At 53.7% G+C, this 26553-nt stretch carries 20 protein-coding genes; 12 read left to right on the top strand and 8 right to left on the bottom strand.

Annotation, left to right across the window (positions count from 1 at the left end; all coding sequences use genetic code 11):
- Positions 1 to 217 precede the first annotated feature (217 nt).
- From FYC48_RS20390 to FYC48_RS20375, 4 genes are read right to left on the bottom strand one after another with little or no spacing between them, the layout of a single operon-like run.
- Positions 218 to 2233 carry an acyl-CoA dehydrogenase family protein gene (locus tag FYC48_RS20390; RefSeq protein WP_149498637.1) on the bottom strand — a complete coding sequence of 672 codons (2016 nt, stop codon included), beginning with the start codon at positions 2231 to 2233 and terminating at the stop codon, positions 218 to 220.
- Positions 2230 to 4407 carry a 3-hydroxyacyl-CoA dehydrogenase NAD-binding domain-containing protein gene (locus FYC48_RS20385; RefSeq protein WP_149498636.1) on the bottom strand — a complete coding sequence of 726 codons (2178 nt, stop codon included), beginning with the start codon at positions 4405 to 4407 and terminating at the stop codon, positions 2230 to 2232. Before FYC48_RS20385 ends, FYC48_RS20390 begins: the two co-directional genes overlap by 4 nt.
- Positions 4408 to 4410: 3 nt before the next feature.
- A complete protein-coding gene (locus tag FYC48_RS20380) occupies positions 4411 to 5715 on the bottom strand; it encodes a thiolase family protein (RefSeq protein WP_149498635.1) in 1305 nt (434 codons plus the stop codon).
- Entirely contained in the window at positions 5708 to 7588 is a 1881-nt protein-coding gene (locus FYC48_RS20375) for an AMP-binding protein (RefSeq protein ID WP_149498634.1), read from the bottom strand. The genes FYC48_RS20380 and FYC48_RS20375 overlap by 8 nt, the downstream gene beginning before the upstream one ends.
- Positions 7589 to 8239: 651 nt before the next feature.
- Between FYC48_RS20375 and FYC48_RS20370 the strand changes: the two genes are divergently transcribed.
- From FYC48_RS20370 to FYC48_RS20345, 6 genes are all read left to right on the top strand, one after another.
- Positions 8240 to 8968, top strand: a complete 729-nt coding sequence (locus tag FYC48_RS20370) for a WbqC family protein (RefSeq protein ID WP_200836656.1) — start codon at positions 8240 to 8242, stop codon at positions 8966 to 8968.
- Entirely contained in the window at positions 8965 to 9942 is a 978-nt protein-coding gene (locus FYC48_RS20365; protein WP_200836655.1) for a glycoside hydrolase family protein, read from the top strand. Before FYC48_RS20370 ends, FYC48_RS20365 begins: the two co-directional genes overlap by 4 nt.
- The gene (locus tag FYC48_RS20360) at positions 9939 to 10916 is read left to right on the top strand and encodes a glycoside hydrolase family protein (RefSeq protein ID WP_149498632.1); all 978 of its coding nucleotides are present in this window, start codon (positions 9939 to 9941) and stop codon (positions 10914 to 10916) included. Before FYC48_RS20365 ends, FYC48_RS20360 begins: the two co-directional genes overlap by 4 nt.
- Positions 10917 to 10922: 6 nt before the next feature.
- On the top strand, positions 10923 to 11408 hold the full coding sequence (locus tag FYC48_RS20355) for a GNAT family N-acetyltransferase (protein WP_149498631.1): 486 nt from the start codon (positions 10923 to 10925) through the stop codon (positions 11406 to 11408).
- Positions 11392 to 12159 carry a class I SAM-dependent methyltransferase gene (locus FYC48_RS20350; RefSeq protein ID WP_200836654.1) on the top strand — a complete coding sequence of 256 codons (768 nt, stop codon included), beginning with the start codon at positions 11392 to 11394 and terminating at the stop codon, positions 12157 to 12159. Before FYC48_RS20355 ends, FYC48_RS20350 begins: the two co-directional genes overlap by 17 nt.
- Before the next feature lie 383 nt (positions 12160 to 12542).
- Positions 12543 to 13700, top strand: a complete 1158-nt coding sequence (locus FYC48_RS20345) for a DegT/DnrJ/EryC1/StrS family aminotransferase (protein WP_149498630.1) — start codon at positions 12543 to 12545, stop codon at positions 13698 to 13700.
- 251 nt (positions 13701 to 13951) lie between these two features.
- Here FYC48_RS20345 and FYC48_RS20340 read toward each other — a convergent pair whose 3' ends face one another.
- The 4 genes from FYC48_RS20340 to FYC48_RS20325 form a co-directional block, all read right to left on the bottom strand.
- Positions 13952 to 14362 (bottom strand): flagellar protein FliS, encoded by a 411-nt coding sequence (locus FYC48_RS20340; RefSeq protein WP_149498629.1) that lies wholly within the window; start codon positions 14360 to 14362, stop codon positions 13952 to 13954.
- Positions 14363 to 14462: 100 nt separating this feature from the next.
- The gene (gene fliD / locus FYC48_RS20335) at positions 14463 to 16460 is read right to left on the bottom strand and encodes a flagellar filament capping protein FliD (RefSeq protein WP_149498628.1); all 1998 of its coding nucleotides are present in this window, start codon (positions 16458 to 16460) and stop codon (positions 14463 to 14465) included.
- A gap of 494 nt (positions 16461 to 16954) precedes the next feature.
- Positions 16955 to 18367 (bottom strand): flagellin N-terminal helical domain-containing protein, encoded by a 1413-nt coding sequence (locus FYC48_RS20330; RefSeq protein ID WP_149498627.1) that lies wholly within the window; start codon positions 18365 to 18367, stop codon positions 16955 to 16957.
- A 94-nt stretch (positions 18368 to 18461) separates the two neighbouring features.
- Positions 18462 to 18749, bottom strand: coding sequence for a flagellar biosynthesis anti-sigma factor FlgM (locus tag FYC48_RS20325; RefSeq protein WP_149498626.1), 288 nt, complete (start codon positions 18747 to 18749; stop codon positions 18462 to 18464).
- A gap of 212 nt (positions 18750 to 18961) precedes the next feature.
- On the opposite strand from FYC48_RS20325, the gene FYC48_RS20320 reads away from it, so the two are divergent.
- The 6 genes from FYC48_RS20320 to FYC48_RS20295 all read left to right on the top strand — a co-directional run bounded on the left by FYC48_RS20320 (position 18962) and on the right by FYC48_RS20295 (position 26534).
- Positions 18962 to 21211, top strand: a complete 2250-nt coding sequence (locus FYC48_RS20320) for a tetratricopeptide repeat protein (RefSeq protein ID WP_160149659.1) — start codon at positions 18962 to 18964, stop codon at positions 21209 to 21211.
- On the top strand, positions 21208 to 22242 hold the full coding sequence (locus FYC48_RS20315; protein ID WP_160149658.1) for a tetratricopeptide repeat protein: 1035 nt from the start codon (positions 21208 to 21210) through the stop codon (positions 22240 to 22242). Before FYC48_RS20320 ends, FYC48_RS20315 begins: the two co-directional genes overlap by 4 nt.
- Positions 22226 to 22612: a hypothetical protein gene (locus FYC48_RS20310; RefSeq protein ID WP_149498623.1), complete on the top strand. Its 387-nt coding sequence runs from the start codon at positions 22226 to 22228 to the stop codon at positions 22610 to 22612. The genes FYC48_RS20315 and FYC48_RS20310 overlap by 17 nt, the downstream gene beginning before the upstream one ends.
- Before the next feature lie 96 nt (positions 22613 to 22708).
- Positions 22709 to 23680 (top strand): sigma-54 interaction domain-containing protein, encoded by a 972-nt coding sequence (locus FYC48_RS20305; protein WP_160149657.1) that lies wholly within the window; start codon positions 22709 to 22711, stop codon positions 23678 to 23680.
- Positions 23681 to 24069: 389 nt separating this feature from the next.
- Positions 24070 to 26154, top strand: a complete 2085-nt coding sequence (locus FYC48_RS20300) for a flagellar hook-length control protein FliK (protein WP_149498621.1) — start codon at positions 24070 to 24072, stop codon at positions 26152 to 26154.
- An 11-nt stretch (positions 26155 to 26165) separates the two neighbouring features.
- Positions 26166 to 26534 (top strand): flagellar hook assembly protein FlgD, encoded by a 369-nt coding sequence (locus FYC48_RS20295; protein WP_149498620.1) that lies wholly within the window; start codon positions 26166 to 26168, stop codon positions 26532 to 26534.
- The last annotated feature ends 19 nt before the right edge of the window (positions 26535 to 26553 follow it).

Genomic DNA, 26553 nt, shown 5'->3' with positions numbered 1-26553 from the left:
TCTATTGTCTTCGATGTATTGCCATTTGCGCCGGCTTTTTCTGACTGCGGCCCGGCGCTAGCCCGTTCGGCTCACGGATTACAGTGAACATAGTCGCTTCATGCTCTGCAAACGTTGCGAATACTTACGCGACTTTCACAGAGTGCAAGACGACTAAACCTAAATCAACAAACGCTAGGCGAGATCCGCTCGCGTTGAATCGATCGATGACGCAGGCCTAGTACGACTGAAGAATCGTTGCTGCCACACTTCCGTCGAGTTCGTGCCAACCCTCGTCGGCGATCCGCTGCCCCAGCCGTGTCATCTGCCGGAAGTCGGCGTCCGTGGGATGCCCTCCCACGATGCGTCGCTGTAAATGCCGACAGATCGCATCGGCGGCAATTCGATTGATCTCATCCACTTGATCCGATGCCGCTTGAGCCGTGACGAGGATCGTGATCGCGTCTTGAATCTGGGCGGACAGCGCCGACATACGACACTGTCGGTCTGCCAACTTCAACTGATATTTTCGCATCGCATCACTGATCCGGATGCCACTTGCCGCAAGATACGTCTGTGCGAATCGCAAGTGCTTTTGTAAAGACGCTGGCATCGACGTTGATGAAGGTTCGTTGACCCAATGTGTCGATCGCAACTTCTTTCCGGTGTACCACTTCGCATAGCGAGTCATTGGATCACGAAGCGCCCACAAGTGACTTGGATTGGCCAAGCTGGGCTCGGTGACACCAAGCTCATGAAGCGTTCGACCGATCGGTTCGAAATAGCGTTTTCCGTGATCTTTGACGAGCGATTTGAAAAATGCCATCCCCAGCATCTCGCCTTCGCCTTCGTAAATGCATGGCGCCAAGAAATCATGCACGTTATCACCGAAGAGGTGACCTTGGAGGAACGACCGACCGCCGTGCGTCTTCATGAACAACTCGATCGCGGCCTCCTTCTGGGCTTCGCTACCAAAGATCTTTGCGATGATGCACTCCATCTCCCCGCGGTAGCCTTGATCGAGTAGCCCAGCGCACCAGTTCGTCAACGCATCGGCAGCCACGATCAATCCGGCCATGTGTCCTACCCGACGCTGAACTAATTCGCGCCGATCGATCGCCTGACCATAGGTTTGTCGAAAGGAAGCCCAAGGCAGCATTTCAGACAGCATCATGCGCATGGTTCCCGCGGCGTTCGCACACAACGAGACACGCCCCAAATTCAAGCCGTGATAGGCGATTGTCAACCCGTCTCCCTGTGGCGGGCGAAGAAGATTGGTGGCGGGTACGCGAAAGTTCTTAAAGACCAATCCGTTATTCTCCGCATGCCGTAGAGCGTACAGACCATAACGGTTCAGATGGAAATTCTCCGTCTCTTCGCCGGGAAGCTCAGCGATTAAGACACTTGGCCTGTCGTCGATCTTACAGACCAATCCAACCGTTCGACCAAATGTCGCATTGGTAATGAACAACTTCTCGCCATTGACGATGTAGTGGTCGCCTTCTAGATGAGCGGTAGTTTTCAAGGCCGTGAGATCACTTCCCGCGCCTGGCTCGGTAAGCGCAAACGCTGACAAACGCGAACCATCGGCCAGCCCGGGTAGGAAACGCTGCTTTTGTTCTTCGTTACCAAACGATCGAAGCGGATCGACCGCACCAATACAACCGTGTACCGATGCTAGTCCTGCGACCGTTGGATCGATCATAGCCATACGCGTGATCACTCGGGTAAACTGACGCATGCTCGCGCCGCTACCACCATACTCTTTTCCGACGAGCAATCCCCAATAGCCGGCAGCCGCCAGGGACTGAAAGACGTTTTGACTGATCTTTCCGCGCTCGTCATAGAGCGTCCCATTGTCTCGGGCGTCGCGTACAACCTTCAGCGATCGCATCGAGACCGCGGCAACGTCGGTATCAAGGTGGGCCGCTTTGGCACGAAATAAATCGGTATCAACGGTCGTGTCCCAAACGGCACGGTGCACCGGACTGCTTACCGTTTTGTATTGCTCGGCGAACAAGTCTTCGACCTGATCATCGGCGGTGTCTATCGCACCGGTACGTTTTGCCTCGTCAGCCGACGCGCCCCCAAGACGCAACGCAACTTCGGCGAACGATTCGCCTCCGCTTTCTGTTCCCGCCGCCCCCGTTTCGGTTGAATCTCGTCTGGTTGAAACACTGTTTTCAGCCGCAGGACTTGAAGGGACCGGTGTCTGTGGAACCGAGTTGAATGAAGGTTCAAAGTCAAGACTCATGATCGATCTCCCTGTTTCTGAAGCTGTGAAAATCCTGACGAAGTTGGCGTGATAGCATCCGTGTCTGCAAATCGGTCACCCAATTGCAGGTTTAACCGAGCCAGGTTTGCATGAAAGTGGGCCATGCCGATACTCGATAGCACTTGCATCGGCCCGCCGCGATGTGGTGCGAACCCGGTCCCAAGTACCATGGCCAAATCGATCGCCCAACCCTCTTCGACAACGCCCTCGGCCAAACATCGTTTGGCTTCCAAAAGCATCGGATAGACCAATCGACGTTGCATGGGTTCAAGCCCGTCGTCGATGAAATCAATCGATGGCGGTGGCTGAACAAAATACCGCAACAGCTTACGCCCCGATCGTGGTCGCGGTCGTTTATGTGAGTAGTCGTAAAACCCCTTTCCTGTCTTGTTTCCAAGCTCACCGCGATCGACCAAGTCACTCAATATCCCGATCACCGAGGACACCGCTGGCATTGTCGATTGCAGCGTTCGCGCGACATGCAAAGCGACGTCCAAGCCGACCTTGTCGAGCAATCGCAACGGCCCCATCGGCATTCCGAACGACTTCATCGACGAATCGATCTCTTGAATGCCGTCGCCCTGCTGGACCATCAACATCGCTTCGCCGAGATATGGGAACAGGATCCGGTTGACAATAAAACCCGGAGAGTCCTTCGTCACGACCGGAGTCTTCCCGAGGGCTTTGACGAAGCCCACGAGCTTTGCGACCGTTGCGTCACTGGTCCGTTCGCCACGAACCACCTCCACGAGCTCCATTCGCCCGACGGGGTTAAAGAAATGCAGCCCTGCGAAACGTTCGGGGTGCTGCATCGAACGAGCCATCTCGGTGACTGACAGGGCGGAAGTGTTCGTTGCGACAATCGCCGCGTTCGACACGAATTGCTCAACTTGGTCGAGCACCGCGGTCTTCACATCCATCCGTTCGACGACAGCTTCGACAACACATTCGGCATCTGAGAACGCGATCGAGTCGGTGGTGAACTTGACCGATGAAAGCAATCGTTTTGCGGCATCGGAATCCAAGTGTTTGTGTCGAACATATTCGCCCACCAAGCCTTCGATGCGTTTCCTTGCATGGTCGACGGTCGATGGATCGACCTCTTTGATCATCACATTAAATCCGCGCGTGGCAGCGCAATGCGCGATCCCCGCCCCCATCACTCCTCCACCAACGACACCTATCTTGCGAATCGGATGATCATGAATCACATGGTCTTGCTTTGGTGTCCAGGTATGACGTTGACGAGCTTTTTCACGAGAGAAGAACAATCTCAACAAGTTGCGACACGTCGGAGTGAACAACAGCTTTTTAAACTCTTCGCGTTCGGTGTCATAGCCGGACGAGTCCGAACGGAACGAGTCCGCTATCGCATGGACCGCGGCTTGCAGAGCCGGGTAGTGCATGTTTTGCTTCGTGGTTACCCGACGAGCCACCGCAAAGATTTTGCGTCGTACTAGTTCACTGTGCTGTACCGCTTTGAACAAACGCCTTCGCACGTTCACCCTGCGACGAAGTCTTCGACCGCGAGAAAGTTGATCGATGATCCGAATCAGTTCGTCTCGCCAACGATCGGGATCGATCGCACGATCGACCAACCCGATCTCGGCAGCATCCTTCGCGTCTAAGTGAGTTCCTTTTAGGATCAAGTCCAAAGCCGATTTCAAACCGACAAGTCGCGTCAAACGCTGCGTCCCTCCCCAACCGGGGATCAAGCCGAGACGAATTTCAGGTAATCCTATTTTCGTGCTGCTGTTGTCACGAGCGATTCGGTAGTCACAGGCCAGCGACAGTTCCAAACCGCCGCCTAAACACGGCCCATGAATCTCGACGAGCGTCGGAACAGCCAGCCGTTCGATTCGATCAAATAAACGTTGTCCGGCGAGGATCAGCTGATCGGCCTGATCCTCTGTTTCGATACCTTCGATGATTGAAACGTCCGCTCCGGCGAAAAAGCCGCTTTCTTTACCGCTTTTGAACACCACCAAACGTAAGTCATCGCGATGTTCAATTTCGTCAAGGACATGATCGAGTTCCTTCATGACTTCCGCATCGATAATGTTCAACGGTCGTCCGGGAACATCAATCACGATCCGCATTACGCCGGCATCGTCGCAGTTGACGGTCATTGTTTTAAAAGTTTGCATCGTCATGAGTTAGCCCTCCAGTTCGGTTTCGACCATCATTGCCACCCCTTGTCCGCCGCCGACACACAACGTCGCCAAGCCTTTCCGCAATCCCCGTTTCCGCAGCGACCGCAGTAGCGTCAGTACCAATCGTGTGCCCGTCATCCCTACCGGATGCCCCAATGCGATCGCCCCACCGTGAACGTTCAGCCGATCGTCATCCAACTCGCCAATCGCCATCGATCGACCTAATTCTTCGGATGCAAACCGTTTTGATGCGAAAGCTCTTTGGCAAGCAATCACTTGCGCCGCAAAAGCTTCGTTTAGTTCCACCAAATCAAAATCATCGAGTCGCAATCCGGTCTGGTCGAGTAGCTTTGCCGTCGCGTAGACTGGCCCAAGCCCCATCCGATGTGGATCGCAACCGGCAACCGCGTACGCGCTGATGTATCCAAGCGGCCGATCAAATCGCAGCGACGTTTCGATACTGGTCAGTAGCATCGCCGCCGCACCGTCAGTTAGGGGGCAACTGTTCCCGGCCGTAACAGTTCCCGATCGATCAAAAAACGGACGCAATTTGGCAAGCTGTTCGAGCGACTGTTCGTCACGGGGACCGTTGTCTTTCGAGATCGTTTTCTCGCCGATCATTAACGATGCGATCTCACCGGAAAGGAAGCACTCCTTTCGAGCCGCCGCCGCTTTCTGATGGCTGCGGAGCGCAAACTGGTCCTGTTGTTGACGTGTGATCTCGAATTGTCGGGCCAGTAATTCTGCTGTCTCCCCCATATTCATCCGGCTGACCGGATCGGTCAGACCGAGCTGAACGCCGATGATCGGCTTGAAGTGACTCGGTCGGAATTTTGCGAGTGTTGCGATCCGCTGCTTCCAAGTACGACATTTCGCTAGCCGCATCCAAAGCTTTGCGGCCTTCGGTGAAACCAACATCGGAATCTGGGACATCGATTCGGTACCGCCGGCGACCACAAATTCACTGCGTCGTGATTCAATTCTCTGCCAAGCACCGATGATCGATTCCATGCCTGACGCACAGTTCCGATTAACGGTGTGCGCGATTCGGTCTTTGGGGATTCCAGCAGACAATGCAATCACTCTGGCAATGTTTGCCGCATCGGGTGGTCCGGCGACATTTCCCATGATCACTTCGTCAACTTGCCGATAGTCAAAACCATCAGCTTTGCGCATCGCTCGCTTCAAAAGCGCTCCGACGGCATGAGTTCCTAGTTGCACCGCCGACTGATCCGAAAACGTCGTGAAGGCTTTCGCCATTGGTGTGCGCACGGCATCGATCACGGCGATGGGCGTTTGCCTATTCATCTTCGTCACCTCCGTCAAAGGATTCACTTGATTCGTTTGCCCCCTCGGGTTCACATCGCAACTCGCGCCGGATGATCTTGCCAAGGAAATTGCGAGGCAACGGTTGCTTGCGATGACTAAAACGCTGTGGCCGTTTATGGGCGGAAAGCTCCTGCCGACAAAATTGATCGAGCGCGACAAAATCGGGGGGCGAGCCATCCCGAGTAACGATGACCGCGTGTACAAGTTCGCCCCGACGTTCGTCAGGCGCACCGACAACGGCAACCTCTTCGATCCCCGGATAGCGAGAAAGTGTTTCTTCGACTTCGGCCGGGTAGACGTTGTATCCCGATGTGATAATTAAATCCTTTTTACGGCCAACGATTTCGAAGTACCCGTCTGGGTGCCGGACCGCTAAATCTCCGGTATGCAACCATCCGTTTTCGATCGCATGGCCGGTCGCTACTGGGTCGTTCCAATAGCCCAGCATCACCTGGGGTCCACGGATACAAAGTTCACCAACCATCCCGTCATCTAACGCTTCCCCTACATCCGAGATGATCTTGCATTCTGTTTCTGGAAGCGGCAGCCCGATCCGCCCATACCGCGGTGGCTCAAACAAGTGTCCGACATGGGTGACCGGTGACGACTCGCTCAAGCCGTAGCCCTCGACCACCGTCGGGCCTTCCAGAGAATCATCGTTCGAACAGTTTTCGGTGAACTCAAGCGCAACCGACTCCTCTAGCGGCGCACCACCGGAAATCACCCAGCGGATCGAATCCAATCGTTCACTCGGATAACTCCGCAGACGTTCATTCATCGCGTGCAGCATCGCCGGGACGGCATGAAATACCGTCGGTCGGTGCCGCTCAATCAACTGAATTGTTTTGACGGTCTGGTAGCGGTGGTGCAGTACCAACGTTGCCGCCATCGCCGCGCCTCCCATTACGGTCGCTGACATCCCATAACTATGGAAAAAGGGCAGCACACCGAGCATGATTTCACGCCCGAACGATCGATCGGTCCACGCGTACTGCTGCCACGCGTTGGCAACCATGTTTTGATGACTTAATGTCACCGCCTTGGGGAGCCCAGTGGTTCCGCCGGTCGGTAGGATATAGGCAGGATCATATTGTGGGTCGATGCTGATCGGCTGCCAACTTCGATCGACTTGGTTGATCTCTTCCCAAAACCACCCCACACGGCTGCCATGGCCTCCGGGGCGATGCCGTAGCCACTGATAACCGCGTTTCAGTAGATAACCCAATTGCTGATGGGCCGGCAGATGTTTGCGAATGGAAACGAGAAGCGTCGTTCGGTCCACGCCGTCGGTCGTGGTCCCGTCGGCAAGCAGATGAGAAAGCACGTCCAAACAAATGACATACTTACACTTGGTCTGTTCGAGCAGTGATTGAACTTCGCTAGCGACCATCAGTGGGCTGATCGCAAGCACGATTCCGCCAGCTCGCCAAACCGCGTTAGCGCTGATGATGTATTCCGGTACGTTCGGAAGCAGCAACCCCACTCGATCGCCCGGGCTGACCCCGAGACGCTGAAGCATTGCCGCGGCACGAATCGAGTCCGCATTCAGATCCAGGTACGTCCAGCGGTCATCGCCATAGACAATCGCATGACGCATGGGCAATTGTTCGGCCGCATGTTGAAGCAGACCGAACGCCGGAACATCACGATAGTGATCGAGTCCCTTGGCCGAGCGTTGATCGTTCGCCAAATTGCTACCCTGCGATCGCAAGGATGCTGTTGACCTTGGAGATTCAACCGAGCTAACTTCGCGATTGAAGTTTACCTGAGGATTCGAACCTGACTGGCTGGCAAATCGCCACCAACGGTTGTTTTCAGGACGCGAAGGTCGGTTTTCAGCTGGCTGTACCACGGGTGGTCTCCGAGCAGAAAACGTACGCCATCCATGATCGGATTCGCGGTATCGACCGAGAGGCCGAGACGACCGCTCCAACAAACCAAGCCGAACCGGTCGCCCGATTGGGATCGCCAATCGTCGACCGAAATTGACCGGTCGCTAAGGCTCGAAGAAGAGGGTTCGCTTCGCCCGCTCCCAGCGGGGCGATCGCTCGCGATCCGAAACGAAACCTGGCGAGTAAAGGATTACATGCGCACGGTACACGCACGCCAGCCAGCAGTTGGCTGGTGCCTTGCAATGGTCGATCCGACGCCTACCGAGCCGAAGACGCCGATCACCGATTGCACTCTATCTTACCCTCAAAAGCCTCGAAGGCAAGTCATTTTCACTTTATTAGCAAATAAAGGGCTCGATCCACCCCTTGAGCGTTTTCGGACAAACGCCTTGCCCCAAGAGCGTTGATCATAAGCCTGGCTTTCTGGCTTACACTCACTGTCTGCTCAAAGCGACCGTTGCCCCTCATCGCGATCGCTTCACCGTCGGCGTCAGCATCCGGCTAAAGCGACTCATTTGCCTGGTCGATACGAGCCAAACCCGGTCGGTTGCATTGCGACGAGCGGTGCAGGCGTTGGGGAATGATCGTGACAGCTGACTTGAGGTGGCTCGGTGGGAACGAAACGAATCGGTATCATGCAGCCGTACTTCTTCCCGTACATCGGCTACTTTCATTTAATCAGTGCTGTCGATGTCTTCGTGATCTATGACAACGTGAAGTACACCAAACGTGGTTGGATCAACCGCAACCGTTTTCTTGAACAAGGTGCGGCGAGCACTTTTTCGGTGCCCGTTAAGAAAGCGTCTGATTCGCTAAACATTGACCAGCGTGAAGTCGCCGATTCTTTCGATCGTCAGAAGCTACTTCGGCGGCTGTCCCAGGCCTATCGAAAAGCGCCACAGTTCGACACCACTTTCGCTCTCGTGCGAGACGCAGTTTTGCATTCGAACTCGAACCTGTATGACTATATCGAGAACTCGCTGCGGTGCCTGCTAGAGTACCTGTCGATTGAGAAAACGATTCTTCGCTCGTCGTCGGTTGAGATCGATCATTCGCTACGTGGACAAGACAAGGTCATCGCGATTTGCTCGGCACTCGATGCCACCTCTTACGTTAACGCAATCGGCGGGACCGAACTGTACGACACAGACCACTTCCAAGATCATGCTATTGAACTTCGCTTTGTCGAATCCCATCTGCGAGTGTATGAACAGTTCGACCAACCATTTGTTCCTTGGCTTTCCATCTTGGACATGCTGATGTTCAACCCAGTTAATGTCGTTCGAGCCGATGCGTTGGAAGGATATTCGCTGATCCCTAAGCCAGCTGCAGTCGTATGAGACAAGCTCCGTATCGATGGACCAAGTTAGGAGTCGTTTTTGATCCGACTCGTTCGGCAGTTCCCGGCGCGAAATGGATCAAGGAATTCGCCCAAGCGCCTTCGGTCATCCTTAAAGACGACGTCGTTCGCATCTACTTCTCATGTCGCCCCGCACCGGACGAACGCGGGCAGTACACCAGTCACTGCACCTTTCTAGATGTCAATCCCGATGACGTCACCGAAGTCATTCGCGTTCACCATCGCCCGATCCTGCCGCTCGGCGAGCCCGGAACGTTTGACCAATTTGGTACGTATCCAATTTCCGTAGCCGCGTTCGAAGATCGCTTTCGTGCTTACTACGCGGGATGGACACGTTGCGAATCGGTACCGTTTAATACCGCGATTGGCGTCGCCGAAAGCAACTCCGATGGTGAGCAGTTCGAGAAACTCGGGCCGGGACCGGTGATCCCGTATACGCCCGATGAACCGTTCGTCCTCAGCGGTCCGAAGATCCGCCGATTCGAAGACCGTTGGTTCTTATACTACATCGCCGGACGAAAATGGATCATTGATCACGGACGCCCCGAACCGGTTTACAAAATTCGCGTCGCAACTTCAGACGATGGTTTGCAGTGGAAGAAAGAAAACCGTGATTTGATTCCGCCTCGCATCGAAGATGACGAAGCACAAGCGAGTCCCGACGTTATCTTTTCGAATGGCCGGTACCACATGTTCTTCTGCTATCGGAGAAGCAGGGATTATCGTGGCCACGCTGGTGGCTACCGGATAGGCTATGCTTCATCGCACGATGCGCTTCACTGGGAACGTGACGACACCCGTGCCGGGATCGATGTATCTGAGACAGGCTGGGACAGTGAAATGATCAGCTATCCTCATCTCGCCGACATCGACGGAACGACCTACATGTTTTACTTGGGAAACCAAGTTGGAAAACATGGTTTTGGGGTAGCGAGATTGGAGGGTGAACTATGACGCGGCTTGCACCAATCTGGAAAAAACGCGGCCTGATCTTTGATCCATCGGAACACGCGCTACCGTTGGGTTGCGAACAATTCGCTCAGTCGCCGCAGGCGCTGATTGGCGAAGGCTACATCCGCATTTACTTTTCGACTCGATCCAGAGATACCAAAACCGAAAAGTACCTCAGCCATGTATGCTACGTCGATTTTTCGAACGACTTTCAAGACATCTTACGAATCGCCCAGCACCAGGTGATACCACTTGGCGAACTGGGTTGCTTTGATGAGCACGGGATCTTCCCAATCAACGTCGTACCGGTTGGCGATCAAGTCTATGGTTACACGTGCGGTTGGAGTCGGCGTTCCGCGGTCAGCGTCGAAACGGGGATCGGCTTGGCGGTCAGCCATGATGGCGGGCGAACATTCCAGCGACGCGGGTCCGGTCCGGTGCTCTCGGCATCGCTGAACGAACCCTGCCTTGTCGGCGATGGATTCGTCAGACACTACCAAGATCGATACTATATGTGGTACATCTACGGGTTGCCATGGAAGCACTTCGAAGGCACTTCGCAAGCCGAGCGGATTTATAAGATTGCATACGCGACTAGCCATGATGGTTTGACTTGGAAGAAGGCATCGCGGTCCCCCTTGATCTCCGATGCGATTGGCGAAGACGAATGCCAAGCGTTGCCGACAGTTATCGAATACCAAGGGCGATACCACATGTACTTCTGCTTCCGCTACGCGACTGACTTTCGTACGAATCCCGATCGTGGCTATCGGCTCGGATACGCCTATTCCGATGACTTGCAAACATGGACTCGTGACGATTCATTGGTTGGAATCTCAAAATCCGGCAATCCGAATGACTGGGACAACGAAATGATGTGTTACCCCCATGTTTTTAGCCACTCGAATCAGCTGTACCTGCTCTACAACGGCAACCAGTTTGGTCGGTACGGCTTCGGTCTCGCAGTTGCCGAGTAACGTTCGATGCAGGATTCTCCCGTCGCCCCCATCATCGTCAGGTGCAATACGTCGACTGAGACCGCGATTTACACGCATTTGCTCGAATGTTCCGATCAGTTCATTCCCCCGCTTGGTGACCGAGTCGACCTTGGCCGGTATGCGAATAAACTCTATCGACTTGCGTTCCGTCACGAGGCATGGCACAAGAAGAGCCTCGTTGGTCTGGTCGCCGTTTACCTTCCTGAGGAAGGCCAAGTCCCAACCGCTTTCGTCTCAAACGTCAGCATACTCAGCTCATACCGTCGTTATGGAATCGCCAAACAGCTTTTGGCAGATGCACACATTAATGCGGCAACGGCTTTAGTCGAGAAAATCTGCTTGCAAGTCTCTTGCGAAAATACAGCTGCCATCAATCTTTATCAGTCGATCGGGTACCGCCAGAGCGAACGCTCCGATGACCAATTCACCCTCTGCCTTGACCTAGGAAGTAAAGATGTCACACGAACGTGACGGTGCGATCGACGCGACTCGCAACTACGACGCCGAACTCCGGGACAATGCGGGTCGCAAATATGCATACAACTTTGACTTGGACGTCATGCACCCTTTCATGGTGCGATCATTTATTCCATTTTTCCAAACTGGCAATTGTCTGGAACTGGGCAGCTACCTCGGCGACTTTACAAAGCGGTTGCTGAAACATTTCGACCAAGTGACCTGCGTTGAAGCCTCCGGTGATGCGGTCGCTCATCTTGAATCCACACTCGGTGATGCGGTGCGATGCGTCCATGCGACTTTCGAAGATGTCCAACTCGACAGACATTTTGAGAACATTGTTCTGACACACGTCTTGGAACATCTCGACGACCCCGTTCTTGTTTTGCGACGTATCAATGAGGAGTGGCTGACGGACAACGGTCGACTGCTGTTGGTGTGCCCGAACGCCAACGCCCCTTCACGCCAGATCGCCGTCAAGATGGGTTTGATTCCTCACAACGCTGCGGTGACAGATGCCGAACGACAACACGGGCACCGGATCACCTATTCGCTTGACACCCTTGAACGCGACGCCCGCGCCGCAGGATTGAAAGTGATCCACCGTAGCGGGATTTTCTTTAAAGCGCTCGCCAACTTTCAGTGGGATCGTTTGCTCGCGACCGATATCATTTCGCAAGATTACTTAGAAGGTTGTTACCAATTGGGACAACTGTATCCCGACCTTTGCGCGAGCATTTTCTTGGTCTGTGAGAAGGCAGGGTAACGGTAATGACTTCTTTCGCTGCATGACTCAAGCCGGGAAGCAGTTTGACCCTGCCGGCTAATACCTTGCCGCTCCGCAACCCTGACGCCGATTACTGTGTAGAAGCCGTACACCGGCGGCTACCGAATTCATTGACAGATACCCATTTTGCTTTGGTTGATGGTGTTGACCACGGTATCAATGCAATCACGGCGTCTAACGCCCGTCGGCTGATGAGCCAAACCTCGCTTCCTGGGCGTGCCCTGACCGATGCGCTCCAGATGAGGGAAAACATTCAACGTGTTCGGCGGTGTCTAACGACAAAGACGGTTTTAACGTCCAGGAGCTTCTCGACGACGGTCGAATAAAGGGGAACCGAATCGCCTTGCAAGTGAAGAGCTGGAATGTCAACCGCGCACCCCACACATCATCTGAAATCAAACGACAGCGTCTCCGGCCGCATGCTTCACGTGGGAGCTCCAAATGTTGGCGACCGACGACGCTTCAATGAACTCGTCGACGAGATTTTCCAAAGGCGTTGGTTTACCAACAACGGCTGTGTGGTTCAGGAACTCGAACGCGAGATCGCTGCATACCTTGATGTCAAACACTGTATCACGGTTTGCAACGCAACTGTTGGCTTGCAACTCGCCTGCCATGCACTCGACTTATCAGGCGAAGTTGTTGTCCCATCATTCACTTTTGCCGCAACGCCGCATGCGGCCCAGTGGGAAGGCCTGACACCGGTCTTTGTGGATATTAGTCGCCAATCGCATTCGATTGACCCAGAAAGCATCCGAGCATCGATAACGTCCGAAACGAGTGCAATTCTAGGGGTCCATCTTTGGGGAATCCCTTGCCAAACCGATGCCATTGATGAAATCGCGAAGCAGTATGGTCTCGCCGTCATCTACGATGCCGCTCACGCATTCGGGAGCCAGAACGGTGACCGCATGATCGGTAACTTCGGCAATTGCGAAGTGTTCAGCTTTCATGCGACGAAGTTTTTCAACACCTTTGAAGGTGGTGCGATCACAACAAACGACGACGCATTGGCCGAGCGACTGAAGCTAATGCGGAATTTTGGTTTTGCGGGAATGGACCACGTGATCCATCTTGGCACCAACGCGAAGATGCCAGAGATCTGTGCCGCGATGGGGTTATCGCTATTGCCTTGCCTGGAAAAAATTCAATCTGCCAACCAGTACAAGCATTCGCTTTACCGAGCTCACCTCGATACTGTCGACGGACTTCGCGTGCTGTCATACGATCACTTGGCAAAAACTAACTGGCAATACGTTGTCCTTGAAGTTGACAGTCAAGTGTTTGGCCGAACCCGCGATGAGCTAATGGAAGACCTGCACCGGCAAAACATCCGTGTACGGCGATATTTTTATCCGGGATGCCACCGGATGGAACCGTATCGTTCGCAGCCCCAGAATCAATCGCTAGAGCTGCCAAATACAGAGCGTGCCTGCCAGCGAGTTTTATGCCTGCCCACAGGAAGTGATATCGATGAAGGCGATATCGACCGTGTATGCCAGGCGATACGCGGCTATTGATGCCGTGATAAAAAGATCGGGCTGTCGCTGGCTCCAGCGAAACGCCCTTTGAAATATTGTCTCTTTCGGACACGGCGGACGGCAACGTTGGGAAGGACGCCCTCGACCAAACGTACGATCAAGTCTTTCGCCTAAGCCAAATGTTCGGGGGCGACTCATCAGCCGACGGTCGTTCGCCCCGATGACTGCGCGGAAACCGAGGCTAACGCCAATCGGCTAATCCTCTTTTCAGATAAACATAGCACTCGCCATTAAGCGATCGATTGAAACGAATCGGAGTCTGGCATCGGAGAGATTTCTCCGTTGCGTTCCATTTCGTTTGCCTGATCAGCGATTTGCGCAAAGCTGTTTCGGATCTGTCCGAGAATTTTCTGACACGAATCGAAGTGACGCTCGTCGAACGAGAAAAGGACGAATTCCAGCAATCTCGCGATGTTGTAAGCGACTTCGTCTTCATCGGGCTGAAGCCCTGAGATGATCGCAACGAGTACTTTGCGAGCCTGGATCTCATGCTTGCGAAAAAGTGCGTCATCACCGACTTCGTTGGCAATCTGACAGGCCTCGACCGATGCAAGTGCTTTGTCATATAGCATCAACAGCATTTCGACGCGTGTCATTCCGCTGCTGATACTTTTGCGTTTGTACTGATCGAGTTGCTGCATCAAATTGCCCCCGCAGTGTGATGATTAGTTAGGTGTGTGGTGTGAATCTCTCGACCGAAAGACCGATCTCGTTGTTTTGGTGACCCGACGAATCGCCGGTCTATTTCCCGCCATTGCTCTTGAAGGCGCTCAGCGAACTCAGCTGGCTGGAAATAAAGTTGCCAGTATTTTGTAGCTCATTGATAATCGATTCGAGCGCGGCGAATTCTTCGAGGAGATATTGCCGTTTGCTTTCGGTGATCTCTTCAACCTTTTCGATGGATTGATCGATCGCTTCGAGTCGCGACGTGAAACTATCGTTGACCGTTTTTAGTAAACCGGTTTCGGCGTCGAGCACTTCACGGATGTAGTCATTCAGTTGCCCCGTGATCCCTTCGGTCACGGTCAACTCCGCCTCGGCACCGGCAACGACATCGCCCGGCCCCAGCGTGACTTCAACCCGCAGGTCGGCGGTGTTTTCGTTGTCAGCGTCACCGGTCAAGATGCGCCCGATTCCTTTGGCGACTTCTTCGACACCGTCGACGACAAAACTACCGGCGACATTGACCCCGGCAGCGGTTTCGGAGCTATCGAAGCCGAGAACCGATGCCGCGGTTCCGTTTAGATTCGAGAGGTTTGCCGCAGTCCCGTATGCTTCGGTCTGAATAACGAAGTGGTTGCTGCCGTCGACACTTACCGATACATCGTGAACGCCCAGTTCGGACGAGTTATTGATGACGCTCTGCAGCTCGGCGGCAAGTTCTTCAGTGGTGTAGGTTCCTTCGGCCAGTGTCAACGTTTCACTGGTTGTGCTATCGACCGTCAACTGAAACTCGTTGTTCGAAGAATCAATCACAATGGATGCCGCGGCGGCATTGGTCGCGGTAATTCGTGCCTGCTCTGCAGCCTGCGTGATGTTGACTTCGTAAGACGAATTATTCGATGGCTGCGTTCGCAGCGTCCCACCGAGATAACGGACACTTGCATTACTGGATTCGCCGTTGAGCCCGAACAGCTTTCGCACATCACGGGCGTCGACATTGTCAAGTTCACCGCGAAGCGCCTGTTCCAGTTTTGTCCCATCGACCGACAGTTGGCCTCGCGAATCGAGGTCGACGCCGATTTGGCTTAGTCGAGCCACGTCGACTCCCGGGACGTTCCCTGACACCAACGTCAACAACTGGTTTTTGATGGTGCTAACCGAACGATCACCGAGCAGCGGACTGGATTGATTCGTTTCGGGGTTGAAACGAGTCTGCTCGTCGATGAAAGACATGATCGTGTTGAAATCGTCCACAAAGCTGTTGACAGCTTCCTTTGCAGATTCAACATCTTCCTGCACGTTAATCGTGATCGTGCTTCCCGGATCCGCCTTGTGCAACTCTAACGTCACATCTTCGATCAAGCCATCGACGGTGTTTGATTGATACTCCGCCTGGATGGCCCCTACCCCAGACCCTAACGTGACAACGGCATTCAGCGGAGGCTGCACCGCCGGTCCGGTGAAGTCTGGGAGAACACCTTCGAGGGGATTGAGATTGTTCGTGACCGTGATCGCGTTGTCTGCACCGGTGTGCTTGGATGTCAGCAGAATCCGATGGGAGTTCGACGCTTGATCAAATACCAAACTGGCATTCAGATCATCCACTTGTTCGTTGATCGTGTTGACGAAGCCCTGCAGCGTGTTATTGCTACTGTCGATTGTCAGCGTTTGCGCTGCGCGATCGCCGACTTTGAAGGTGATATCGCCGGTACCGATTTGTTCGGAAGTCGACGCAAATCCCTGGGAGGCGATTTGATGGGAGGTCGCCAGTTGGTCGACGCTTAGCTGATAGTTGGTCGCAATCGCACCGTTCCCGGCGGTCGCGGTGATGACATCCTCGTTGGTCGATGACGCCGTTCGCGCGTCAAAAACGGAGTTGGTCGCACTATTGAGCCGACCTAGCGAAGATTGCAGCGTGATTAACTGAGCTTCGATGCCCTTAAAGGACGTCTGCTTGGTGGTAACTTCAGCTTTGCGAGAGTTGAAGGAATCAATTTGCTGCTGCTGAAAGCCTAGCAGACTTTCGATGATATTGGTCGTATCGAACCCTGATACGAGCCCGTCGATACTAGCCATTTGCGTTGCCCTGCCACTTAAATTGCGCCTAACCCTATGTCCCGACCCTCGCCATTGAAGACTCTACGACTATCGCTTCGGAGACGTCTACTTGATCACTTCTCAAAGTCGGTAAACCCTCACCAGACTTACTCGTCACCATGCCAAACTATGAGGTATTGGGATGACTTAGGCTAATGGTCTCGAGTCAGTTCCCATCTGGATTCCGTGAGTCGAACGCGCTCGCGCCCGACCGACGGCCGGTGCCATTGGCTTCAAAGCCGACGGACATCGAATTCCAGAGAGGTTTTCACTGAGACCTAAATTTCCGGGGCAAGCATCGGAGCGGATCCGACTACTTCGCTAGGATTTCTAATCGCAATAAATCCAGGCGAAGGAATCGTCGCACTGACACTCTGACCGAAAAAAGGCCGTCGAAGCGACCCAAAATCAAGACCAACGGAAAGGGCGAAGCCAACGCCCGCCCTCTCCGGGTCCGATTACTTTGTCGACGCTTACTGCAGCAAGGACAGAATCGACTGCGTCGTCTGGTTGGCACTCGAGAGTACCGACGTACCGGCCTGAACCAGAATCTGGTTGTTGGTGAATCGCGAGATTTCTTCGGCGAAGTCCGTGTCACGGATGACCGACTCGGCGTTCACGGTGTTTTCCAACGTCGAACGCATGTTGCTTGCGATCGATTCCAGCGTGTTGGACTGGAACGCACCGAGTTCACCACGAATGTTCGACAGTTCGTCGATCGCGGCGTCGATGACTTTCAACGCATCTTGAGCGTTATCGAACGAGGTCACGTCGATTTCGTTCAAGCTGTTGAACTTCGTTCCCGTCACTGCGACGCCCAACGCATCCGCGTTGATGTTCTGCATCGCAATCTGAGCCGTTTGGTTTTGGTTCGCACCGATCTGGAAAACCAACGCGTTGTTCTGGATCGAAACGTTACCTTGAGCACCGGTTTCGGTCAGAGCTGCATCGGTACCAAGTTCACCAACGCGAACAACAGTCCCTTTCGATGCACCAGAAATACTCGTCAGCGTGTTCCCTTTACCGGAGGCGGCGACTCCATCAATTTCACCGGCAATATTCACACCCGCGTCGGTATCAAGGGTCGTGCCGAAACCGGACGAGCTAGCAGCGGCGGCGGTATCGGAAACCACGGTGACTTCGGCATCCGATCCATATTCGATCGAACGCAGGCGGGTACCGCCGTTGATATCTTCGGCGACGACACCGGTTTGGTCCGTGAATTCGTTGATTCGGGCGACAACGCCCGCTCGCGACAGTCCGGAGTTCAAGGTGATGCTGACGCCATTGACAGACAACACTTCGTCGGCGGCCAGACCAGTGTTTTGCGACGTGCCGGCGGTGATGTTAGCTCGTTCACCTTGAGTGGTGACTTCAACGGTGTAGGTTCCGTCGCTGGTGTTGCTGCCACCCTTCAGGAACGTGACGTCCGCATCGTCCGTCGTGCCAGTCACGCCGGCCGTACCATCGAGGAGCGACTTTTCACCGAACTGGGTGTTGGCAGCGATTCGGTTGATCGTGTCCAACGCGTTGTCGATTTCAGCTTGGTTGGCAGCAAATGCGTCGGCGTCGTTGACACCCGAGTTAGCCGAATCCAGAGCCAATGATCGCACTTTGATCAAGATACTGTTGACCTCGTTCAAAGCACCTTCAGCCGTTTGAACGACCGAAATAGCCTTGTCCGTATTGTCAATCGCAGTTTTCAGGCCGGCGATCTGAGCACGCTGCTTTTCCGAAATTACGAGGGCAGCAGGTCCGTCGGCACCACGATTGACTTTGAAACCGGTCGACAATCGTTCGATCGACTTGTTCAAAGCATTGCTAGAACGGGCGAGGTTGTTGCGGGCGTTCAATGCACCGACATTGTTTTGTATTGTTAAGCTCATCTCTTGCTTACTCAGTGTTTTAGGGGATCAACGAAACGTCCATGTCAATCAGTGCATCCGTGGTGCCTCGGCGAAAATCGAGATCACACGAGATCTACAAATCGAGAATGGACCTGGCCGTATTGAGTGCAGCCTCTTTGGTCAGGTATTCACCGGTTTGTATTTTCAGTTTGACATCCTCTACCACGGACTCTCGTACATCAGCTGCTTGCTCGAGGACCTGTGACAGTTCGCGAATGGAATCCAATTGAATCGAAGTCGCCGATGTCGAAACATTGGCGGCGGACGCATCGGCTCGCGAGACCGATTGCCCATTGGGACCTTTGGAATCGAGCCGCTTAATATCAGACGGCAGCGAGTTACCAGTTGGATTGATTCTCATTTGGATTTCTCCGCAGGTGAGTGACTGCAAGTGGTTGTCGAAAGGTCCAGTACCAACTTGCGTACAAAATCTTCAAGCCCCAAAGCTTTTTTCGTCGATACACCCGTAGCGATTACAGGGACCAGGAAAGATATTCCGATTACGACGGTTCCGAGGTGATCGCAAGGTTCGTCAACTGTGAAACGAACAGTCTTCAAACGGGGCTTTTACTGGTGTTTCGAGCAGAAATCGTCTGGATAACCGTGTTTCTCACGGTCGGTGCGATCGGAGGCCTGGTCTATAACTGGCCGTCGAGTACCGAAGATCCTGCCGCACAATCGATCGACGAAACCATCGATCCGGCCGACGTGTTGGCCGAGCAAGGTGACGAAATCGACGATACATGGCCTTTCACAGACGAAACGAGGGAAAACCCCCAGTCGCCGACCGTACAAGAATCAGAGTCACAAACCGACCTTGCTGCCGACCCAATCGATGACGTTTGGAGTGAGATCAGTCCGCCGATGAAACGCACCCAAAAAATAGACTCGGCGGTTGTCGAACTCGGCGACCGTTTGTTGCTCGGTGGGAACTACGAAGGTGCGATGAAGCACTATCAGAAACTATTGCAGACAGCCGATGTCCCCACCGACAACGGCATCCTAATACGACTCGCGCTCGCATCTGAATTGGCACATGAACACGATGATGCGATCAAACATTACCGCAGCGCGATCCGCGTTGTTGAAAAAGGTTCCGTCGCTCAAGCGAATTGCCTGCTTGGGATCGCGCGTGTCTGGGAGAATCGCGGACAATTCAATGATGCCGCTTCGTTGCTCAGTGAACTGTATTTGATCTATGGCGGAACGAAGTATCCGCAGTTACTTCGGGCACAACTAGTTTCGCAACTTTCTGACTGCCTTCAAAAGCGTGTCCTTTCAAGTCAGATCGTCATAGACGCGTTGCAGAACGAACCGATGGAATATTACTGGCCAGCCGTTACAGTTGATCATGTGCTTGAACTCGTCGACTGGGAAGCACCTGTCGATGGTCTGTCGACGCCGCCGAGCCAACTTCAAGTTCTGCAGTCCCCCAACAAAGACGCGTCGGTCGTCTTGGTCGGAGCGAACGTTCGTGGGCTGAGTGTTCTGGGCCTGCTAACCGAAATCGAACGTGGTTCGGGTATGGTGTTCAACCTCACCGAAAAGGCGAAGACAGACCTTGTCGGCCGAATGACGAACGTTCAGACGACGGCGATGCCGGTGTCATTCTTGCTTGATAGCGTTTTGGAGTCGATGGCGCTGACCTGGAGCCAGTCCGAAGGCGAAGTCTCCGTCATGCATCGCGAAGAACTCGCCGATCGTGACTTGGCTTCTTACGACCTTGCCCGGACCCAGCGCATGTTGCGTCAGGTTCAACTGGAGGTCGAACCGGGGCCACGGCGCACGGCAGCGATCATGAATGAAGGCAACAACTCACGTCTCGCCGGTGGCTGGGAAGAAGCTCGGACGAAATATCAGATGGCACGGGAACAAACCCCGATGCATGAATTGAGTGCAAAGCTGTATTTCAACGAAGCCTCGCTGCAGCTCGCCGATGGCGAAAAACTTGATGCGCTCAATGCTTGTTATATGGCACTTGACCAGACGCTCACCGCTTCTCTTGAGGGCGACGTCTACGCCATGATTTCTGAGCTTGAACTGGAGCTCGGCCAAACCGACAAAGCGATATTGGCGGGCTCGCGTGGACTTCGACGTGCCACGGAACCGGCCGTCCTCAGCCGCTGTGCGATGATGCTCGCACGTGCATACCTACTGACAGAAGATCCCGATTCTGCTAACCAAGTTCTCTTCGATCAATCGCCCCACATCGTAGGAGATGCGACTCAGCGAGTCGCTAGCGTTTTCTCTTCATTCGCCCGTTTCCAGCGCAACCCGTCGCGTGGAGGACTCCAAGACGAGGGGCAACGATTAGTGATGGCCCTCGCGACGCTAAAACCCAATGATCCTGCGGGTTTTGCCGATGCATTGATTGTCTCGCAGGCCTATGCTTCGGTCGGCATTCGAAACAAAGCTGTTGAGAGCCTGAAAGAATCCCTGGCGAAAGCCCCAAAAGGATTTTGGTCCGAACGAATTCGCCTTGAACTCGCCCGAGCGCAGTATGGTGCAGGACACTTCGATGCGGCAGACGAAACGATCAGTAACTACGGACAGGTATCCATCGATTTGCTCCCGACGGTGTTACTACTTCATGCCAAGATTAAGTTTGATGCCGGCAAGCTAGAACAATGCGAATCCATTTGCCGGCGTATCGCCCGCCTGGAAGTTGACCAAACGGTCCAAGCCGAAGCGCTCAACACGCTCGGCATGGTGCTAAACGAAAAGGGTCAGCACTATGCGGCGACGCTTTGCTTCGCTGGCGTGCTCCCCGAGCCAGTCGAGACAACTTCGAGTCATGCTAACCAAGGAGTCGTTGTTCCATGATTGAACAAGCTCGATTCAGCCCTCTCACTCTCTCAAAAACACAGAAGTGGCCAAGCAAGAGCAGCCAAACGATGCTTTTGATGATGGCCGCTCTTGTTGTGTATTGTTCCAAGCCGGCATATTCGCAAGATGCCGTAGCGATATCGGACGCGCCCGCAACCACACTTGAGCAGTTGCCCGGCGACCCGGCCAACGAGCTCGAGTCACGGCTAAAGTCGCTGATGGATGCTACCGAACGCCTGCGACGGATGCGAAACTTAGATACGACCGAAAAGACGAACCCGAATTCCAACAGTACGGCCGGCGCGCGAGCACTTGCCCAAGGGTCGGAGTCTGGAGGAATGGCGGGGGCCCCTAACGAAGTCCTTGACGTGTTGACCGGACTTCAACCCGACCCCGCGAGTGAATTGAAAGAGATTCGTGAGCGCATTCGCGTGCTGCAGAAGCTTCGCCGCGATCCGCAGCGATCGATACCCTCGGCTGCGGCGAACACTGATACGCCACTCCATCCGCTTCCGGCTATGGAAACTGTTACGCCTGCACCGACGCAGCCTCCTAAAGTTCACCCTGCCGTTGACCAATCTCTTGCCGCCGCGGATCAGGTCTCTGCGAATAACCAAACTGATTCCGGCGATCCTGAATTTGGCAACCCAGACGTCACCGGGACACAGCTTCTTCCCGTTCCCGTCAATACGCTGGCGTTAGGGGAAAGCCTCTATCGCACAGGCAATTACAAGGCAGCGCTTCAGGCGCTGCAAAAAGTCGATACCCAGAGCATGCCACAATCAGACCGGATGTGGTTGGATTTGTTGCTCGCGCTCTGCCAGCAAAAACAAAAACAGTTCGAATCTTCAATCGGGACGTTGCGAGACATCGCGAATGAGACGTCTCCTGACTACCCGGTTCAAGCCGCTAAGTGGTACTTGAAATACGCCGAAACGGAACAAAAAAACGTCGAAGCGTTGGATCAATTAAGTAAGGAAATCGAGTTGATCGTGGAGAGGGTTGAAAATCATGTCGGAAACAAATGAAACACAGCTGCTCAGTTACACCAGCGAATTGAAGCAACACTATGAACGATTGAATCAAATCATCGAACAGTATGCCGATGATTCTCATCACGCCGTCGATCCGATACGCGAGCAGATGGCGTTGGTCAAACAAACCGAAGATAAGCTACGACCGCTGCGCCAGAGCTACCTGGATCAGTCGAATGAGCTATCAGGCCCGTTAAAGACCCTTACCGATGAGACGATCGAACTGGTTCAATCCTTGATGCCGAAGCTTGCGCAGCTGGAAAAGTCTTCCGTTGACTCACTGAGGCGTCTGTTCCCACGGATCCAGGGCAGCGTTCGAGGGATCCAAATGCAAAATGCCTACCGTGTTAACAATCACAGTTAAACGGTAAGCCAACAACAATTCTAGCAACGTTCGCCGCAATCCGCTTTCAGGATCCCGGCGAGTTTGATCCGTCTAGCATCCTTGGGGCAAATGGGGATGATCATCACACAATCACCAAAGGTTGAGGCGTTAATTCAGTTCGCAAAACGTGCAGCCCGATCAGCGGCTCCCGTGTTACTGACCGGCGAAAGTGGAACTGGAAAAGAACTTTTCGCCCAATTGGTGCACCAATCGAGTCCTCGTGCGACGCAACCGTTTATTCCAGTCAATTGCGCGGCGATCTCGGAAAACCTTTTTGAAAGTGAACTCTTTGGCCACGAAAAAGGCGCTTTCTCGGGAGCGATCGCGACACGAGAAGGTCGTTTCGAAGCGGCCAAGGGCGGCACCCTGTTCTTAGACGAAGTTGGTGAGATCCCACTGTCATTGCAGTCGAAATTGCTTCGTGTTCTCGAATCGAAAACGTTTGAACGAGTCGGTAGCAGTACCTCGATCGAACATGATGTACGTATCGTCGCAGCCACCAATCGTGACCTGAAACAAGCCGTTGATGACGGCGACTTTCGCCTGGACTTGCTGCATCGTATCAACGTGCTCACGCTCGACATTCCACCGTTGCGTCAACGCGTCGCTGATATCCCCGTATTGGCATTGCATTTCGTTGACGCCTTCCGAAATGAAAGCGAGATAGCGATTGAAGGCTTCGATTCAGCGGCGATGAAGCTTCTCGCCAAGTACGATTGGCCGGGTAACATTCGAGAGCTTCGCAATGTCATTCACCGCGCCTGCGTCCTCACCGATCAACCCCGGATCTCAACGGATCATCTTGGGATTGAATTGGAACGCAAAGGTGATTCGCCACAACAAGGCCCTCCAAGTGAGAACGCACGACTTCCCAACCAATGGCTACACATGAACTTGGATGAAGTCGAACGCCAAATCATCACTGCCGCGATTAAGGCGTTCGGAAATCGTCAAGTCGTCGCCGAAAAACTTGGAATTTCGCCACGGACGCTTACCAACAAGATGCGTCGCTATCGCGAAATCGAATCTGAATCCAAAGCGGCTTAAAGCTTAGCCGATCTCTGAACGTTGAATACGCGGCGTGTGGCATTCACACCCGTCTTCTCTCGATGAGCGGGGAATTTCTGACCGCCCTCTTCTTCTCTGCTAGCGTCTTTCGGTCGATGCTCAACTCGCCCAAATGATCGCAATCAACTGTGACTCAATCAGTGGTTGCAAGTGGAAAGCGACATCGATGTGGGAAAGAGTTGCTCTGCTTGCAAAGCAATTCTTTCCTTCGATGGACTTGAGTCTTCTTCGAAAAAGTCCGGTTGTCGGACTTGTAGAATTAGGTCCATCTGAAAACCGCTAAATGAGACGCGGCGTGCAATTGGCACGGCGTTTGCCTAAGTGGCGGGAATCGATTTTTTGAGACCGATTCCCATACATTCACCCCCATGTCTGATCCATTCGCTTTGTTGCTCGGTGCTACCGGCGGGGCAGGTAGCCTTACCTTTACCCACTCCGACACCAACAGTCATTCCGGTGGTATTGGAGGTGACGTAACTCAAACATTCGAGTCCTTCATCGCACAAGCGTCGACCGGCGAAACCGATGGACATGCCGCTGCCGCTTTACAAAGCAACCATGTCGGTGCAGATATCGAGACGTCCCTCAAGACAGCCGATGTTGCATCAGACGACGTTGCACCGTCGCCATTGACCGAAGCCGAACTCCAGTCTGACATAGATGCTGTTGATGCAGCGGCGACGCTTCTAAACGCAACGTCGAGCGCTGACGCAAATGGCACTAACAAAAATGCGACGCTAAATCCACTGATAGAAACCCTTCCTCAAACGAACCCTGAGTTAGACGAAGAGTCATTGTGGCTTGAGAGTGAGACTTCAACCGCACTGCAAACTCACCAATTGCAAACCTCGCTGGTTTCACAAACAGCCGATGCCGATGCGATTGATTCTCACCCGATTGATACCAACTTGGTGAGCGAAGCAGTCAAGGATTCGACACTTCAGTCGACGGTGACGATCGACATTTCGGCGGACAACAATTCGCCAGAAACGATTCAATCGATCACCGATCATACGCTGCGTCAACACGTCGGCCGAGCAGTGACGAACACCGCTGCCACCGAGAACATTGCAGTCACAGAAGTTACTGCTCAACAGATCGCGAACCCAACCGAGCCGAGCGAATCTAACGCGAACAGTTCGTCACCCAATGATCCCCAATCCGATCGGTCTGTATCGTTAAGCGAAGAACTCAGTTCAGCGAATGATCATTCGACTTCCACATCTTCAATCGGGGTTTCTGCCGAGGTTGCCGAGCCTGCGAATTTGACTCCGGCTGTTACTGATCCAAATGCGTTGAATGACCATACCGAAGCTTCTCAGGAACTAGATGATCACGGTATTTCAGAAGATGCGCCGAATCTTTTGGTCGACTCCATAAACGATTCCCCCATCGCCGAAAGTCCGGAAGCCACCGCTGTCGATTCCGAAAGCCACCCCCATTCAAAGCGCAGCGGAATTGACTCGGCAACGAACAGTGCTGAAGCGATCTCGTCAGAGCTGACGAACGACGCTGCCATCGACACAGCGCGCCCGGAGGTTGATGCACCGGATGCAAGAAATGAATCGAACGGTGACATTGATCTGGTAGTGGACCAAGCGATTGATCTCCACAACGGTTTTCATCGAGATTCCGGCGATGTCGCCACCGCTGAAGTTAGCGAGCAGCCAACGCTTTCGGTTGCCGCAGCAGTCGAAGAAGCTGACAAGTACCGATTAGCACGAGAAGCAAACCTAGAAACAGCCGCCACTGAAGGCGACACAGCTGCCGACGCAACGGCCGATCTCGCGAACAGCGATCTAAACCAAGATACCGGTAGTAATTCGAATACCTTTGGGACCACCTTGGCTTTAGAGACGTTGCGACTTCAGTCACGTCAAGGCAACAAACCCGGCTTGGGATTCGAAGTACAGGTTGATCGTGCGTCATTGGAATCCGATCAGGTAGCCGCGATCAATGCCAGCGGGACATCACTTGCTGCGGCGGAGATACCGACGGAGTTTGACGGAAGCATTTCTCTTGAAGATCTGCTGACCGGAACTGCCGATGCGACTGCCGTTGGCTTGGTCAGCGAAACGATCGGTGAGGCAGTCGAGAGTGCCGTCACTGACAACAAGTCGGTCTATTTGGAAATTCATCCGCAGGAATTGGGATTTCTGACGATCGAAGTCTCGCATGTCGAAGATGCGGTCGAAGCAAAAATCATTGCCAGCGAGATGGTGACCAGCGAGCTATTGATGAGCCACCGAGATCAATTGGTTCAAAGCCTGCAAGAGCTGGGTTATGAATCATTGGACGTCGACATCTCGTTTGACCAGCATGCATCGAACGACGCCCAATCGGAACAACAAAACAATCGCCCTTCGTTCGGACAACCACGAATGGCGCAAGCGACCATCCCCATGAACACTGACCGCACGGACCGACCGAGCGGTTTAGATATCGTTGCCTAGAGGAGAAGAGTGTGGACGGAATCTCATCGTCAACTGCAAGAACTGACTACCTGCAACTACTGACGGTTTCGTTGAAGAACCAGGATCCAATGGATCCGGTTGACCAGGAAAAGATGGTCAACGATTTAACTCAGTTTTCGATTCTTGAAGGCATCGAGAATCTGAATTCTTCGTTCGGCCAATTCATGCAAATGCAACAGTTGTCAGAAAGCGTTGGAATGATCGGGAAGTCGGTTGAGTACACGCATCCGATTACTGGCGAATTGCAATCCGGAACCGTTTCGGAGCTTTTCACTTCTGGTAACGAAGTCCGCTTGATGGTCGACGGAGCCACCGTCGGCATGGACCAGATCACCCGAATTAGTGAAGCGGCCGCCTAGTCAATTTGCCATTCCCACC

Source organism: Roseiconus lacunae (assembly GCF_008312935.1).
GTDB classification, from domain to species: Bacteria; Planctomycetota; Planctomycetia; order Pirellulales; family Pirellulaceae; genus Stieleria; species Stieleria lacunae.
Note: the sequence above shows the minus strand (reverse complement) of the source record. Positions and strands in the feature narration are given on the sequence as shown.

What these genes read in the sequence shown, in the direction of transcription:
- FYC48_RS20390 (WP_149498637.1), bottom strand. Translation starts at nt 2,233, where the DNA reads ATGAGTCTTGACTTTGAACCTTCATTCAACTCGGTTCCACAGACACCG.
- FYC48_RS20385 (WP_149498636.1), bottom strand. Translation starts at nt 4,407, where the DNA reads ATGACGATGCAAACTTTTAAAACAATGACCGTCAACTGCGACGATGCC.
- FYC48_RS20380 (WP_149498635.1), bottom strand. Translation starts at nt 5,715, where the DNA reads ATGAATAGGCAAACGCCCATCGCCGTGATCGATGCCGTGCGCACACCA.
- FYC48_RS20365 (WP_200836655.1), top strand. Translation starts at nt 8,965, where the DNA reads ATGAGACAAGCTCCGTATCGATGGACCAAGTTAGGAGTCGTTTTTGAT.
- FYC48_RS20360 (WP_149498632.1), top strand. Translation starts at nt 9,939, where the DNA reads ATGACGCGGCTTGCACCAATCTGGAAAAAACGCGGCCTGATCTTTGAT.
- FYC48_RS20355 (WP_149498631.1), top strand. Translation starts at nt 10,923, where the DNA reads ATGCAGGATTCTCCCGTCGCCCCCATCATCGTCAGGTGCAATACGTCG.
- FYC48_RS20350 (WP_200836654.1), top strand. Translation starts at nt 11,392, where the DNA reads ATGTCACACGAACGTGACGGTGCGATCGACGCGACTCGCAACTACGAC.
- FYC48_RS20345 (WP_149498630.1), top strand. Translation starts at nt 12,543, where the DNA reads ATGTCAACCGCGCACCCCACACATCATCTGAAATCAAACGACAGCGTC.
- FYC48_RS20340 (WP_149498629.1), bottom strand. Translation starts at nt 14,362, where the DNA reads ATGCAGCAACTCGATCAGTACAAACGCAAAAGTATCAGCAGCGGAATG.
- fliD (WP_149498628.1), bottom strand. Translation starts at nt 16,460, where the DNA reads ATGGCTAGTATCGACGGGCTCGTATCAGGGTTCGATACGACCAATATC.
- FYC48_RS20330 (WP_149498627.1), bottom strand. Translation starts at nt 18,367, where the DNA reads ATGAGCTTAACAATACAAAACAATGTCGGTGCATTGAACGCCCGCAAC.
- FYC48_RS20325 (WP_149498626.1), bottom strand. Translation starts at nt 18,749, where the DNA reads ATGAGAATCAATCCAACTGGTAACTCGCTGCCGTCTGATATTAAGCGG.
- FYC48_RS20315 (WP_160149658.1), top strand. Translation starts at nt 21,208, where the DNA reads ATGATTGAACAAGCTCGATTCAGCCCTCTCACTCTCTCAAAAACACAG.
- FYC48_RS20310 (WP_149498623.1), top strand. Translation starts at nt 22,226, where the DNA reads ATGTCGGAAACAAATGAAACACAGCTGCTCAGTTACACCAGCGAATTG.
- FYC48_RS20305 (WP_160149657.1), top strand. Translation starts at nt 22,709, where the DNA reads ATGATCATCACACAATCACCAAAGGTTGAGGCGTTAATTCAGTTCGCA.
- FYC48_RS20300 (WP_149498621.1), top strand. Translation starts at nt 24,070, where the DNA reads ATGTCTGATCCATTCGCTTTGTTGCTCGGTGCTACCGGCGGGGCAGGT.